Annotated in this window: 8 protein-coding genes and 2 pseudogenes; all 10 read right to left on the minus strand. The window is 39.8% G+C overall.

What is annotated here, in order from left to right:
* Positions 1-55: 55 nt before the first annotated feature.
* On the minus strand, positions 56-895 hold the full coding sequence (locus HT736_RS09690) for a thymidylate synthase (protein ID WP_138699211.1): 840 nt from the start codon (positions 893-895) through the stop codon (positions 56-58).
* A gap of 97 nt (positions 896-992) precedes the next feature.
* Positions 993-1,952 (minus strand): ROK family glucokinase, encoded by a 960-nt coding sequence (locus HT736_RS09695; protein WP_172925349.1) that lies wholly within the window; start codon positions 1,950-1,952, stop codon positions 993-995.
* A gap of 104 nt (positions 1,953-2,056) precedes the next feature.
* Positions 2,057-2,611, minus strand: a pseudogene (gene ldcB, locus HT736_RS11985) (LD-carboxypeptidase LdcB/DacB); the annotation flags it as partial.
* Positions 2,612-2,617: 6 nt separating this feature from the next.
* A pseudogene (locus HT736_RS11990) lies at positions 2,618-3,424 on the minus strand (N-acetylmuramoyl-L-alanine amidase family protein); the annotation flags it as partial.
* Between the two features lie 49 nt (positions 3,425-3,473).
* Positions 3,474-4,091, minus strand: a complete 618-nt coding sequence (locus HT736_RS09705) for an alpha/beta hydrolase (RefSeq protein ID WP_138701173.1) — start codon at positions 4,089-4,091, stop codon at positions 3,474-3,476.
* Entirely contained in the window at positions 4,092-5,813 is a 1,722-nt protein-coding gene (pabB, locus tag HT736_RS09710) for an aminodeoxychorismate synthase component I (protein WP_138701172.1), read from the minus strand.
* Positions 5,814-5,886: 73 nt separating this feature from the next.
* Entirely contained in the window at positions 5,887-12,948 is a 7,062-nt protein-coding gene (locus tag HT736_RS09715; RefSeq protein ID WP_172930992.1) for a ZmpA/ZmpB/ZmpC family metallo-endopeptidase, read from the minus strand.
* A gap of 21 nt (positions 12,949-12,969) precedes the next feature.
* The gene (locus HT736_RS09720; protein ID WP_031222745.1) at positions 12,970-13,533 is read right to left on the minus strand and encodes a TIGR01440 family protein; all 564 of its coding nucleotides are present in this window, start codon (positions 13,531-13,533) and stop codon (positions 12,970-12,972) included.
* A 114-nt stretch (positions 13,534-13,647) separates the two neighbouring features.
* Positions 13,648-15,339, minus strand: coding sequence for a sensor histidine kinase (locus HT736_RS09725; RefSeq protein ID WP_172926207.1), 1,692 nt, complete (start codon positions 15,337-15,339; stop codon positions 13,648-13,650).
* Positions 15,336-16,073 carry a response regulator transcription factor gene (locus HT736_RS09730; protein WP_000222621.1) on the minus strand — a complete coding sequence of 246 codons (738 nt, stop codon included), beginning with the start codon at positions 16,071-16,073 and terminating at the stop codon, positions 15,336-15,338. The genes HT736_RS09725 and HT736_RS09730 overlap by 4 nt, the downstream gene beginning before the upstream one ends.
* Positions 16,074-16,139: the final 66 nt, after the last annotated feature.

Raw genomic sequence — 16,139 nt, forward strand, 5'->3', positions numbered from 1 at the left:
TTGAGGTTGTAGATGAAGCGACGCTGACGTAGTTTGAAGAGATTTTCGAAGAGTATTAAACGGCTAGGTCAAACTTCAACTGCGGCTTAACAGGGTCATAATCTACCAACTCAAAATTCTCTGCTTTAATATCAAAGAAATTGGTCCCATCTGGAACATTCAAGACCAAACGAGGTTGGCAGTTTGACGGCTCCCGACGAAGCAATTCCTCTGCTTGTTCAAATTGATTGTCATAGATATGGAGGTTGTTGATGAAGTAGAAGAACTTCCCAACCTTCCAGCCAAAATGTTTGGCAATCATCATCTGCAAAGCCACATACTGCATAGCGTTGATGTGGTGGGCCACCAGCATATCATTGGAGCGCTGGGTCAAGGTCGCATCCAGATAGATTTCCCCATCAACACGCCGAACATCAAACATGGTCTGAAAGGCGCACGGGAGCAGCCCATCTGTTTCTTCGAAAGCTTGGTAATCCCAGAGCGAAATAATATTGCGGCGGTTCCAAGGATTGGTTTCCAACTGTTTGAGAAGCTTATTGATAATGTCGTGTTTCTTAACAACAGCACCATAGCGCTCACCAATGGTTCCCGTGTCTCCAACTTCCCAGTCATTCCAGTAGTGAACATTGTACTTGTCATTAAGCACTTCTAAGCTATTTGACTGGTCTTGGTAAATCCAGAGAACTTCTTTGATGGCGGATTTGATTGCAATGGGACGCAAGGTTGTGATAGGAAATTCTCCTTTAGATAAGTCGTACTCGGAAAAGGCACCAGTTACATACTTGGAATTAGCAACAGTCCCATCCTTGTACTTAGGACGAGCCTGCTCTGAGAAAACACCTTCCTTTAGAATGCGTTCAATATTCTCTTTAAAAATCGTATCTGCTTTTGTCATTTCGTTTCACCTCATTCATTGTCCTAACTAGTATAGCATAAAAAATAAAAGAGGAACATTACTAACTCTAGGTTAGCATTTTTCCTCTTTTATTATTTTATTGCAATACAAGTGATGCTGCTCCGATAACCCCAGCGTCATTTCCTAGAGTTGCAAGAGCCAATTTAGTAGATGTGCGCACTTGTGGGAAAGTATTTTCGTCATAGACTTTTTGAACACCTTGTAGAAGGAATTCTCCCGCAGCTGACACACCACCACCGATGACGATTGTTGATGGGTTGAGGATTGAACCGATGTTGGCACAAGCGATTCCCAAGTAACGTGAGAAGTTACGGTAAACGATCAAGGCAAGGTCGTCTCCTTCTTTTGCGAGACCAAAGACAGTCTTAGCAGTTACTTCTTCTCCGTTATCAATCAAGCGTTTCAAGGCTGCATCGCCTTCGTATTCATCCGCATAGCGACGAGTCAAGTTGACAATTCCTGTTGCTGAAGCAACTGTCTCAAGGCAACCTTTCTTACCGCAAGTACATGCGATTGGTTGATCAAAGTCAACAGTGATGTGACCAAGCTCACCTGCTGCACCAGCCACACCGTGAAGCAATTTGCCTTCTGCGACGATACCGCCACCAACACCTGTACCAAGTGTCATAAAGACAACGTCTAGTTGATTATCTCCAGCACCCATCCAGCGCTCACCAAGAGCTGCCACGTTGGCATCATTATCGATGAAGAATGGAATACCCAAGGCTTTTTCAATCTTTTCTTTAATTGGTTGAAGAGTTTTCCAGTTGAGGTTGTAGGCACCGATAACAGTCCCTTTTTCACGGTCAACCACACCTGGTGACCCCATTCCAATACCTTGGAAATCCGCTGCCACCAATCCAAGCAAGTCCAAACGGTGTTGAATAGACTCAATCATATCATCTACGATATGACTTCCCTCATCCAAAATGTTAGTCTTGATAGACCATTTTCCTTGGATTTCTCCTGCTGTTGTTAAGATTGCAAATTTGATAGAAGTTCCACCAAGGTCAATCCCAATAATCTTTTGACTCATCATACTCTCCTTTTTCATTGTCTAGTAATTGAAAATGCTTACAGTACTAGTATAACAAATTTCAGTCATTTATGCAAAGGTTTGCATTTAGCTAATATAGATTTTTAATCCAGATAATCTCCACCATCAAATCCATAATATTCCTCCAGTGTCAAACCACTTGCAGCAATCTCTTTTGCTTCTTTTCCAATGTAACGTAAATGCCATTCCTCATGCATATAGCCTGTGACACTCTCTTTTCCACGGGGATAGCGAACAACAAAACCATAGTCTGGTGCATAATCCAATAACCATTGAGCCGCACCAGCATCTTCAACTAATTGACCATCTGTGCCAATCACATCAAAAGCAAGTCCTGTCTGATGTTCGCTATATCCAGGACGGGCGGAATAACGATCCGCAGCAGCCTGACCCTCTTGGTTCACATAACTTTGATATAATTGTGCTTGAGTTGCATAACTTCTAAAGCCACTATAATTATCGCTAATAGCGTATCCTTCCTTCTGCATCTGTGCAATCAGTTTTAAAAAGGCTGCTTTTGCAGTAGCATTTTCACCTGGATAGTAATCTTTAGACATAGGATAATGTTTATTGGCAACTATGATTTCATCATACTTTCCTTGAAGGCTATAATAAGAACCTTTATTGCTTACTTTTGAATTAGCTTTCCACAAACCAGTCGCACCAACATAATAACGTCCACCATCAACCCATTCATTGACAGCCATTTTACCATCTGATTTTAGATAATAATTCCCTTGCCATGTATTATAAGCATAAGATCCATCTGATGTCAAATAATACCAAGTTTGGTAAGAAGAGTCATAAACCCATTCACCTTTAGCCATTTTACCATCTGATTTCAAATAATAGTTTCCTTGCCATGCACTATAAGCATAAGATCCATCTGATGTCAAATAATACCAAGCTTGATAAGAATCATCATAAACCCATTCACTTTTGGCCATCTTACCATCTGATTTCAAATAGTAATTTCCTTGCCATATACTATAAGCATAAGAACCATCTGATTTCAAATAATACCAAGCTTGATAAGAAGAGTCATAAATCCATTCACTCTGTGACATTTTACCATCAGCTTTCAGGTAATAGTTTCCCTGCCATGCATTTTTCACTAGATTTCCATTTCCATCAAAATAGTACCAAGAACCGTCCTGCTTAACCCAACCACTTGCTGTGGATGAAGTTGTATCAGTTTGAGTTGTAGCCGCTTGTTTTGCTTTAAAAGCACCCTTAGGAGCATTTTTCAATTCGCAAGCCACACCGTCATGATCACGGTATAACTTGGCAGAATAACCGGGGTCTCCCTCATGAATATCCGCGTATCCATTCGCCCAAGCTTCCTTACAACTCGAAAAATGAATGTTTTCCTCTGCTAACACAGGTTGTGAAAACAAGGCTAAAATTGACAACGTCACCAGACTCATTTTTAAAAATAGACGTTTGTTCATTACTTTCTCCTCTAACGATGTTATCGATTTCAATATTATTTTATCAAACTTATTTCAGCAATTCAAGGAAACTTCTGGTCTTTTCTACAAACTCCTTTGGTTTTTCCTTATTCAAGACATGAGGGCCATCTGGGATAATCTGAAATTGGGATTCTGATATTAGTTTATGAAGACTTCTCATAGAACTAAGATTCGGTTTATCTTTGCTGCCACAAATTAGTAAGGTTGGATAGGGGCAATTCCCTGCTATATCCGTTAAGTCAAGTGTCTTCAATTCTTTGGAAATACCTATTATAAAAGTCTTGTCTGCTCCCTGTTTTTCAAATACTCTTTTGGGAAGTAGTTTAAAAATCAGCAACTGAAGATAAAATAGGATATTCCCTGCTAATTTAAGCGGGCATCCTGACAGAATCAAAGCTCGAAGATTTGGTGAATCGTAACTGGAAAGTTCTAGTGTCAGGGCAGCACCTAAGGACAATCCAATCAAAACAAAAGGTTCTGTCTCTTGAGCTAGGTGCTGATAAACTCGCTCTTTAGCTTGTTGATAGTTACTAACTCCAGAAGGAAATAACTCGATAGCCTCAGAAGGATAATCTGTCAGTAGATTCCGAACTTCTTTCCAAGACTCTTCTGACTGCCCTAACCCATGCAAAAATATCAATTTCATCTAGTTCTCCTCAAGGCTTAGTTCATACAAGCCTCTCACTGCATTACAGCCGTAAATAGCTTCTGCTTGGGTTAAATCTGCCAAGGTCAAGACTTTCTCTTCTACCTGTCCTGTTTCCAGCAAATGCTGACGGTAAATTCCTGGCAAGATTCCAAGTCGGATAGGCGGTGTGTAGAGTTTCCCAGCAATTTTCAAAACCAGATTTCCGATAGAGGTTTCAAGCAGTTCTCCTGACTTATTGTAGTAAATGATCTCTTGCTCCCCTAAACTCAAGTATGGTCTATGAGTCGTTTTAAAGTGGGTAAAAGCTTGCTGCAAATTGGCTTCTTGCAGACAAAGTTTAGCCTGGCAGAACTGTGGACTAAGGGGTGTTAATACTTGACGATTGACTTCTATCTCTCCAGATTTGCTAAGGCTGATTCGCAAGCGGTAATCTTGATTAGCATCACAAGTCTGACACTCTTCTTCAATCTTTTGTCTCAAAATTTCTGGGTCAAAAGGAAAGGCAAAATATCGACTAGCTTTTATCAGTCTTTCCAGATGTTGTTCTTCAAACAGCAGTTGTTTTTGGCTGATTTTCCCAGTCGTAATCAGCTGAAAACGAGCTTGTTTACGATAGAGAACAGCCGCCTTTTGATGAACCTCGCGGTATTCAGATTCCCAAGTGCTATCCCATGTAATGCCTCCGCCAACTCCATAGATGGCTTTCCCTTGATGCAGTTGAATGGTCCTAATGGCCACATTAAAAATCCGTCGTCCATTTGGAAGCAAGAGACCAATCGTTCCACAGTAGACTCCACGCGGTTGTGGCTCCAAGTCCTTGATAATCTCCATTGTCGCAATTTTCGGTGCGCCCGTTATGGATCCACAAGGAAAGAGAGAGCGAAAAATTGTAACTAAATCAACATCTACTCGCAACCGACTCTTGATGGTCGAAGTCATCTGCCAAACAGTTGAATACTGCTCTACCTGACACAGACGCTCCACGTGCTCGCTCCCCACCTCAGAAATACGGTTCATATCATTGCGCAAGAGGTCCACAATCATCATATTTTCAGACCGATTTTTAGGATCCTGCTCCAACCAACTGGCCTGTTCAAGATCTTCTTGGTCAGTTACCCCACGCTGAGTCGTTCCCTTCATCGGTCGCGTTGTCAACTCGCGGTCATTTTGCTCAAAAAAGAGCTCTGGGCTCATGGAAATCACTGCCATCTCATCATGTTCAATATAGGTATTGTAGCCCGCCTCCTGTTCTACCACCATACGATTGTAGATAGCAAAAGGATTGGCATTTAAGTCTTGTTTGAGTTGAACGGTGTAGTTGACCTGATAGGTGTCTCCCTGCCGCAAATGATGATGTATCTGTGCAATAGCCTCTTCATAGTCTGCTGCAGACGTTACTTCCTGCCAATTTGAAGGCAAATCAACCTCATCATAAGTCAGAGGAATAGGGGATGTTTCTACGCTATCATGAACAGTAAAGTAAAGCAAGTACTCACCCAGTAGGGGATCCTTGTGAACTGCAAACTTCTCCTCAAAAGCAGGTGCAGCCTCGTAGCTGACATAGCCCACCACATAATAGCCCTGCTCTTGATAGCTTTCCACTTGTGACAGCAAGGCTGTTACTTCCGCTAAATCTCTCGTTTTTAACTCTTTGATAGGCTGGGTAAAGATGTATCGCTCCCCCAAAGCCCTAAAATCAATCACTGTTTTTCTATGCATACCTTAAGTATAGCATAAAAAGGCAGATACAGACAAAGCTGATCTACCTTTTTACTCATCTATTTAATACAATCTATGCTTTAAAAAGTTTTCCTGAGAATCCGTCTGATTTTTGAAGAAGTTGTTTATAAACTTTTTCTTTAAGTCTAACAGTATTGTCGAATTTATTCCCTTGCAAATCTTTTTCAACAGCTTCGTTGAATAATTCTTTAAGTCTAGCGTAAGTCGAAATTTTCTCACCATCGATTTCGATTTCAACAAAACCGTTCTGAGCTTTATCGTATACTTCTTTATACCATTCTTTCTTCCAAGCTTCAAGTGATTTGAATTTACCACCAGAAACTTTATCGATAATGAAGTCATCACCTAGACCTTTATGTCCCGCTTTTTGAGATTCTTGTTTATATTTATTCGAAGCATAACCTAGGAAACCATTTAAGTACCCGAAATAACCCCACATACGGAATGTGTTGTGCTTGAAGGAGATAGAACCAACAGCACTTTGACTTGTATTACCACCGTAAATACCAGCCATCATACTTACTGTTTGATATGCCGTATCAAAACCTTCGGCGCGATAGTATTTGTTATCAGGCATATTATGTTTCGTTACATAATTACCATCTACAAGGTCATCAATACTTGTCAATTTCTTCTTATTCTCTTCGTCATTCAAGTTACGAAGCAAGTCCCATTGGTGTGGTTGCCCAACTAATCCATTTCGGTCAGCTTTTTCACGCCATTTTTTGTCCATCTTCTTGAACCACTTGTCGTTAGTTCCTTGGTTTTTAGCGATAACAGCATCAGCCTCTAAATGGTCAAGCATCATAAGCGCTTCATTGTAGTTCTTCATGTAATGGTCAATCTTCTCACGACTGTCTAACAATCTAGGATTGTAATTGTACCATTGTTTACCGTCATTTGGTCGTTCATAAGCCATATTAAGACCTAATGCACCATAATCCCCATTTGAACTTGTCACAGCCGGTGATTGCAACATACCTTGAGCAAACGCTTCTACGTCAGTACCTTCACGGTGTCGCCATCCACCTAAATATGCCATACGGTCATTAATGTGTGTCGTTTCATGCGTAAACGCAGATGTACCGAAATCTGTAATCATGCTCGATAAGATATAGTATACCGCTTCTGAATTTTGTGGATTATCAAAGATATATGCGTATGCCCCCGTACCATTATTTCCATGCCATTTACCTGTAGGTCCATAGAACTCACGAACTGGTGCATAATCACCATTTTTATGGTGACCCATGCGATCTGACCAACCATATCCCCAAACATCTTGACTATCCCAGATTGCTGATGGAACCATATTTTCAGATTTGAGCAATCTATCACGTACATTGTCAGCAGCAAGTCTAGACCAGAAGTCTAAGTAATTGATTTGCTCTTGCGCACGTAAATCAATTTGTTTTTTGAACTCTTCACGTTCTGCTTCTGTGTTCTTATTATATTTCTCAAACGAACTAAACGCTAATGTGTTATACGTAGAAATCAAGAACATATGAGCTTTCTTCGTGGTCAATAATGGTAAGATGTATTTACTATGCTCACCATTATTAATGTTTTCATACAAACGATATTTTTTGCCAGCAAATAATGGATTTGAAGATTGTTTTTCAACAATATAGTTGGTATTCGATACAGCTTTTTTATACCAAGTATTGATGTCAGTTTCTTCTGTGAATAAACGCATATTATAGTTTAAGAAACCGTTTAACTCACCGATACCAATCGTTCCACCAATTACTTCACGATAAGCTTCTAACGTTCTGTTACCTTTAATATTGTGTTCTCTTGAACCAACTCTAATCAAGAAGTCCAAGACACTAACATTCTTACCATAGAAGTCCGGTTTGAACATCATAATATCCTTCATAGACTTTTCATCATATTTGAATCCATAGTAGCGATTTAGATAAGTAAGACCCATCATAATCTTAGCTTTATTATCTTCTACTTTTTTAAGAAGAGCTTTCATAGCAGCATCGTCTCTATTTAACTGATGATCTTCATTTTCCACTAAAGCTTTAACAAGTTTATCAAGATTTCCTCGAACCTCTTCAAAACTTTCTTCAAGGAACAGATTTTTAATGTAATTATTCTTATGATTCTCACTGTTTTCCTCAGCTCTATTACGTTTATCCATAATATCTCTTACTTCAGGAGAAATTAGATCAAATGATGACAATTTAGCTTTAATATCACTAATTAACTGAGTTCTATCTTTATCAACCATATTTGGTGTGTAGACAATATCATCTAATCCAGAAATACTATATTCACGAACTTGTGCTACTTTAGAATCCTTAGATGTAACGCCCATTTCTTCTTTTGTACTATCCGCGTAGTGAATCATAATCTTATCAACATCAGATAAATCAGTTACAAATCGACCGTCTTTCATACCTGTAACAGATAATACTTCTTTAGTTAATAGGTTTGATCCCGTTGGAATCTTATTTCCTTGGTTTACAATCCATTCTTTATTGTAGAACGGTTGAAGTTTTTCGATATTACGGTAGGCAAGTTCACGAGATGCATCATAATCTTGAATATCTTTGTAAGTGTCAGATTTTGGCTTAACATTATTTAATGTATCTGAAATAAGAGGATTGATAACATAATCATTAGCTGTAATTCCTAATGTTGCAATTTTCTGGTCAGCTTCTTCTTGAGAAACTTCTTTAATTCTGTTAGAAACAGAGAATTTAAATGAACGGTTACCTGTACTTACATCTTTTACGATAAAGTTACGTTCTAAAGCGTTATTTGAGAAGTATCCACCATCTGCGTCAATATCTTTAGATCCATAGAACACTTCACCATTTTCAACTTTCATCATAGACACAGAGTCTGCAACTTTACCCCATGCCCAGTTCTTACTAAGGAAACCACCTACTTCAACAGGTGTATTTACCTTAATAGTTCCTTTAGTAACAGCATTACGAACAGAACCATATTTACCAATTCCGTTAGGATCCCCACTGTTATTTGATCTAGCAACAAATCCACCGATACGAGCTTTATTAGCAACTATATCAGCTTCTACATATCCTTTATCAACATTACCTTTCCAGATTTCACCAACCATACCAGCGAAATCCCATCCTCTATCACCTACACCAGTAAGTTTACCGATATAAGCAACATTAGTAAGTTGCCCACCGTTATCTAATTTGTTAACAAGTCCGGCAATTCCATCTCTACCAGTAATGCTACCAGTTACTTTAATATTCTCAACAGTGGCATTCTTAACAGTTCTAGCAAGAGCAGAAATGTTATCAATCCAAGGCATATTAATATCGACATTAGCTAAGTTAACATCTTTAACCGAACCACCTTCAATGTTATCAAATAACTGACGAGCCATATTGTGGATTGTGTATTGTTTACCATCAACACTTGTTAAAGTCCCACTGAATTTACCAGGAACATATTGTTTATTTGGTGTTGGTACATTAGCTGCATTTAGATCTGCACCAAGTTTGAACTCACCGCTAGGGTTAGCTTGCATATCTTTTACAAGCTCATTGAAGTTGTAGTAAACATTACCTTCTTTTGCTTTTTGTTTTTCAAAGTAATGAACATACTCTTCGCTAAGTGTGTTATCAGCATTACGTTGAACTAAGTCTGGTGCTTTGGCAGTAACTTTATATAAAGTTTTTCCGTCTTTTTCTACTTCTTCAATCTTGTCAACAGCAAGTCTTGTAACTTTGTTGTCATGAGTTGTAACTCGTAGGTAAAGTGAAGCAACATTCGTTGGTTTTTCTGAAAGTAAACTTGAGTCAGTTTCAACACCTGCATCGTCAACACTTATTAAACTTGTTTCTTTAATATTTTTAATTTCAACTTTTTTAAGGTCTAATTGAATTGGTTGATCAGCTAATGTTTCAGTCTCTTCACCGTTACCTCTATCGTAAAACATAGTAGTAGATAGAGTATAACCTTTGAAGTATTCTACATTGTCTAATAAAGCATCTAGATTATTTTCTATCAGATTTACAGTCTTAACAACTTGTCCATCTTTTTTCAGGGTAGCTGTGATTGATTTAATTTTTGTCTTAGTTGGATTCTCTAGAGAATACTTAGCAACTACTTCTTTATCTAATACTTTCTTATCAGTATTTACAAATGTTAATACTGGTTTTGCAGATAATGGAACTAAGTTTTTGATAGCTTCTTCTAATCTTCTAGTAGCTGCATCTACTTTACTTTGAGTAGCAGTTTCATCTGTATTTACAGGAGTTAGCGCTGTAAGAGCTTCTTCTAAAGATTTCCATGTTTGAGTAGTGTATTCTTCTTTACGTTTGCTGTTAGCTGTGTTAATAGCCGTTTGTAATGCAGTTTTATCTACAGCAAGAGCTTTAATAGCGTCTTGAAGAGCTTGAGTAGCCGCATCTATTTCACTTTGTTTAGGAAGAGGAGTAGTTCGGCTGTTGATTTCTTTTGCTTTTATTTCAGCATTTTTGAAGTCATTCCAAGTTGTTGGACTGTAGTCAGCTTCTTGTTTAGTTTCTGCTCTTGTTATTTGTTCTTGTAATTTTGTTTTATCAACAGTAAGAGCATCGATAGCAACTTTAAGTTTTTCAGTTGCATCCTTGATTTGAGCTTGAGTAGCTTTGTCGTTGTCTTTTACAGCTTGAGCGTCAGTTTTCGCTTCTTCTAGAGCGCTCCAAGATACAGTACTGTAGTCAGTAGCAGTCTTAGACTGAGCATCAGCAAGTTGTTTTTCAAGTTCAGTCTTATCTGTATTTAATCCAGCAATAGCGGCTTTAAGTTTTTCGTCAATGTGATTTACTTCGCTTTGTTTTGTTGCTGGGTTGCTTGTAACTTCTTCAGCTTCAGCTAGTACAGTTTGAAGATTTGCCCAAGTTGCATCGCTGTAGTGTTCTTTAGTTTTTGATTTCGCATCAGAGATAGTTTTGTTTAAGTCTGTTTTATCAACGCTTAGAGCGTCAATAGCAGCTTTAAGTTTTTTAGTAGCTTCGTCGATTTGAGCTTGAGTAGCGGTAGCCTTATCTTTTACAGTTTGAGCGGCATTTTTCGATTCTTCTAGAGTGTTCCAAGATGTAGTACTGTGGTCAGCTTGAGTTTTTTCGTTTACAAGATTCAGTTGTTTTTCAAGTTCAGTCTTATCTGTATTTAATCCCGCAATAGCGGCTTTAAGTTTTTCGTCAATGTGATTTACTTCGCTTTGTTTTGCTTCTGGTTTGCTTGTAACTTTTTTCGCTTCGGCTAATACATTTTGAAGGTTTGTCCAAGATGCATCACTGTAGTGCTCTTTAGTTTTTGATTTCGCATCTTCGATAGTTTTGTTTAAGTCTGTTTTATCAACAGTAAGAGCGTCGATAGCAGCTTTAAGTTTAGCTGTCTCGCTATCTACTTCAGGTTGTTTTACAGAGTCAGAAGCATATACACCTTTTGCAGCTTCTAAAACAGATCCAAGAGCATTGTAACTTGCTGTAGAATAATCAGTAGGAGAAACTGAACTAGCTTTATCAATTTGATTCTTTAACTCACTTTTATCAACTGGTTCTTTAGTACCAACACCCTTTATTTCATCTACTGGATTGGTTGTTATTGTATCCTCTAGTACTTTACTGGACTGTCTACCATCAGTAGTAGTGACTTCAGTTAAAATAGTGCGTTCGCCAGCAACACCTTCTCGAATAACCCTTGTTTTTCCCTTAGCGAGGTTCTCATCATCTTGCTCAACTGTCTTAAAAGGCACAGGCTCTTTAGTTACTATAACTTCAGACTTAACCTCTATTACATTTAACACACCTTCTTCAGGAGTTGTTTTATGTTCTACTGCTGGCTGTTCTACTTTTGTTTCTTCATTCTGATGTTCTGCTGGTTGAGCAGCTGGTGAAGTTTCTGTTGGTTGACTTTCTGGTTCAACTTGAGCTTCTACTGGTTGTTCTTCTTGTTTCGGTATTTCTTCCGCAGTCTTCTCTTCTTTAGAAGCTTCTGGTTGCTTTTCTGGAGAGACTGGTGCCATTGGTGCCGTTTCGTCTTCACTTGGCGCAACTGGTTCACCTACTTGTTCAACTTTTGGTTCCGTTTGTTTTTCTACAGCAGGCGTTTCCACTTTTGGTTCTTCAACAGATTGATTAACAGTCTCCTCTTTTGATTCTACTACTTCTGGCTGTGCATCTTCTTGTTTCGGTGTCTCTTCTGCTACCTTATCCTCTTTAGGATCTTCTTGTTGTGATGATTCTTTTGGTGTACTTGGTTGCTCCGGTTGTGTAGGTTGCACGGGTTGTTCTACTGGTGGTTCAACTTTTGGCTCCTCAGCTGGTTTATCTGATGGTTGACTTTCCGATTTGACTGGTGCTTCTTCATCTGTTTTTGAATCAACTACTCCACTTACTTCTTCAACTGGAGCTGATTCTGCTGAAGCTTCTTTCCCCTCTTCTGCTTTAGGAAGGGTGTCGTCAGTAGGTTTTACCTCCGATTTTGGTTCTTCCTTTGGATTTTCTTCTGTTTTAGGAGCTTCTTCTACTGAAACTTCCTCTACTCCTGCTTGGGTTTCTACCCTAGGTTGTGCTGGAGTACTTGTTACTTGGGGATTCTCAACTTCGACCACAGTTACCTCTTCAGGTTTAGCTGAGTCTTCTTCTAAAACAGTGTCCAAGCCAAGCGTTTTGAGGATGTCACCTGATAGATAACCAACATAACGATAACCATCCATTTCAACAACACCCTCTCGACTAGCCGGTGCTAGAGTAGCAACTGAATCTACAGCTCCTGCACTAGGAAGGACTACCAATCCCATAGCTCCAACTAGAAAGACGCTGGCAATTTTCTTTCTCTTGTAGATTAAAAGCAAGCTCCCAACAGTCAGCAAACCAAAAGCTGTCAAAACAGATGCTTCTGTCCCTGTTTGTGGCAGCTGATTTTTTTGATACACCAAACCATAAACAAGTTCATTTCCATCAGGCTTTCCTGTCTGAATTAAATCTTTAGCTTCTTGTGAAATAACCTCTTTATCTACATAGTGATAGGTGGCTGCGTCCACTACAGAAGGAGCCATCAAAAGGCTTCCAAGAAATACAGAACCTACAACTCCCTTAATCTTACGAATTGAAAAACGGTCTTTTTTAAACACTTTCATCTCCTTTATTTATTCTCACGACTTTCTGATAGAATCTTGCGGATAGTGCGCACGCGCACCTCCGATTAATTTTGGACGACTAGCCAGCGCCGTTACATGGGCATGACCAATCTCTCTCAAAAGAGGGCGAATCGGAACCTGAACATGCTTGACATGCATACCAATTGCAGTATCTCCGATATCCAATCCAGCATGAGCCTTGATAAATTCAACCTCAACTGGATCTTGCATAAACTTAAAGGCTGCCAATTGACCTGAACCTCCTGCATGGAGAGTAGGAAGGACACTGACGATTTCCAGACCAAACTGCTCTGCCACCTGACGTTCAACGACGAGAACCCGATTGACATGCTCACAGCCTTGAACAGCTAGATGAATTCTTTTTTCTTCTAGGAGATCTAGGATGGTCTTCACAATGATTTCGCCAATTTCTTGGCTGGATTCCTTGCCAATCTGACCACCTATCACTTCACTAGAGGAAAGACCCAAAACAAAGATAGATCCTTGCTTCAAATTGGCCTTTTCTAAAACATCTTTCACTATCTGACGTGTTTCTCTTTGAATCTGTGTCTCGTTCATCTCTGCTACCTCTTTTGTCACTATCTATCATACCGTTTTTTCTTGTTTTTAGCAAGATAGACGACCTGGAAAGCTTGCCCAATTACGCATAAAACTCCCAGAATTGACTGGGAGTTAACTAGTTTCTATTCTATTTATGTATATTTCAATCGTCGTTCCTTTGTCGGGTGCAGAATCAATCTTCATCTGGTAATGTTCTCCAAAATGAAGTTTGAGACGCTGATCGACATTTTGAAGACCAACTCCCCCACGTTTGAGTTGACTTTGACTACTATCACCAGCATCTTGGAAGCCAACTCCATCATCCTCAATGCGGATGACCAAGCCTGTATCCTGTTTCTGGACAGAAACTCTAATATGTCCCTGACCTTCCTTCTCCTTGATGCCATGGTAAAGAGCATTTTCCACCAGAGGTTGCAAAACCAACTTGGGCAAGACTAGGTTATCAAAGGCAGGATTTTCAGCAATCTCGTATTCCAGCTTATCTCCATAGCGTTGTTTCTGGATAAAGAGATACTGGCGGACATGATTGATTTCATCAGACAGGCAAATCAAGTCCTTACCTTGATTGAGTGCCAAGCGGAAATAGGTCGCCAAGGACTTGGTCACCTGAACCACTCGCTGACTATCCTGAAATTCAGCCATCCAGATGATGGTATCCAAGGTATTATAGAGGAAATGAGGGTTAATCTGGCTTGATAGGGCTTGAAGTTGGTACTGACGGGTCGTTTCTTCCTGGCTACGAATAGCTACCATCAACTGATCAATCTGATCCAACATGGCATTAAATTGGCGAGTTACTTCTCTCAGTTCATAGGCACCAACTTCCTTGGCACGAAGATTTTGAGCACCAGAAGCAATTTCCAACATGGTTTCTCTCAAGTCCCTTAAAGGAGCAATCCAGCGTTTGAGACTTAACCAAACCAAGAAGAGACAGACAAGAAGAGATGTGACACTTGCCCCAAGCAAGGTCCACATGAGTTGACTCCGAACCTGGTCTAACTTCTCCAGCGAAGACACGCCAAGCACCGTCCAATCAGTTCCTGCAATCTTTTCTTGACTGACGTAGGATTGGTGATCTAGCGTATAGCCCTGACCCGTCTCGATGTAGGATTTCATGGCCTCCATTTCGCTAGACGAACTATAAACTGTGTGTTGAGGATGGTAGACAAATTCATGATTTTCATTGATGATAAAGGCAAAGCCCTGCTGCCCCAACTGAAGTTGGTTAAGATAGGCTTCCAGAGTTTCATAAGAAATATCCAAACGAAGCACGCCCAGATTAGCTCCCTTTGCATCAAGAAGTTCTTGAGTGACAGAAATGACCCATTGACTATCTGATTTACGAGCTGGAGTCAAAATAGGCATGGCTCCCTGATGAATGGCCTTTTGGTACCAATCCTCAGCCATCATATCTGAAGAAGTTTTCATCTGAACACTGTCATCTGTAGAAATGACCTGACCAGATTTGGTCACCAAAACCACTGCTTTCAAGTCCTGGTCTGCCTTTAAGATGGTCAAAAATAGATCTCGGATTCCCTTGACCTTATCTTGACTGGGATTCTCAGCATAGGCTAGGACATCCGTCTGCTGGGTCAAACCGGTCGAGGTGGTTTCTAATTTTTTAATATAAGACTGAATAAAGTGGCTAGTCTGGCTGATGGTCGTTTGGCTGTTGCCTTCAATGGTGGTCTCAATGGCTGAAGAACTAGATTGATAGTAGAAAGTCCCGACCAGAGCTAGGAGAATAAGAAAGACCAAAAAGATGGAAATAACCATTCTGACTAAAAGAGAAGAACGCTTCATCGACCTTCCCCCTTCTTAAACTGACGAGGTGTCACACCTGCAATCTGTTTAAAACGTTGGGTAAAATAGTTCATATCTTCAAAACCAACCTTTTCAGCTATCTCATAAATCTTCAGATTTGTAGTTAAAAGCAAAAGCTTGGCTTGTTTGACACGTTCTCTCACCAGATAATCCTGAAAAGGCAGGCCCAGCTCTTTCTTAATCAAGGAACTCAGATAAGTCGGACTAAAACCTAAGTCACTGGCCAAAGACTTTAAACTAAACTGGCTATCAGCCAGATGGGACTGGATTTTCTGGGCCATGTTTCCTTCAAACTTATCGGCCAATAAATCTTGTAACTGCTCTTCCTTCTCTTCCTTATCTAGTTTTTGCTTGATTTTCCCCAACATTTCCTCAATATCCTGACGAGAAAAGGGCTTGAGCAGGTAGTCATCCACACCGAGTTTGACAGCAGACAAGGCATAATCAAAATCATCGTAGCCAGTCAAAAAAACTAGATGAACCTGAGGATAGGTTTCCCGAACCAGACTGGCCAACTGGATGCCATTTAGCTGAGGCATGTTGATATCGGTTAAAATGATATCTGGCACCTGTTTTTGGATTAATTCCCAAGCCTGCCTTCCATTTTCAGCCTGACCGATGATTTCCATATCGTAGGCTGCTACATTGACCAGTTTAGTCAAACCTTGTCTTACCAGATATTCATCTTCTACAATTAAGATTGTATAGGTCATGCTTCTCTCCTTTACCACTTACTAGTATCAGTATAGCAAAATTCTCCTCTCACTGCTTAGGAAAGA

The sequence above is a fragment of the Streptococcus sp. 339 genome, assembly GCF_013277285.1.
In the GTDB taxonomy this organism is placed as follows: Bacteria; Bacillota; Bacilli; order Lactobacillales; family Streptococcaceae; genus Streptococcus; species Streptococcus pseudopneumoniae.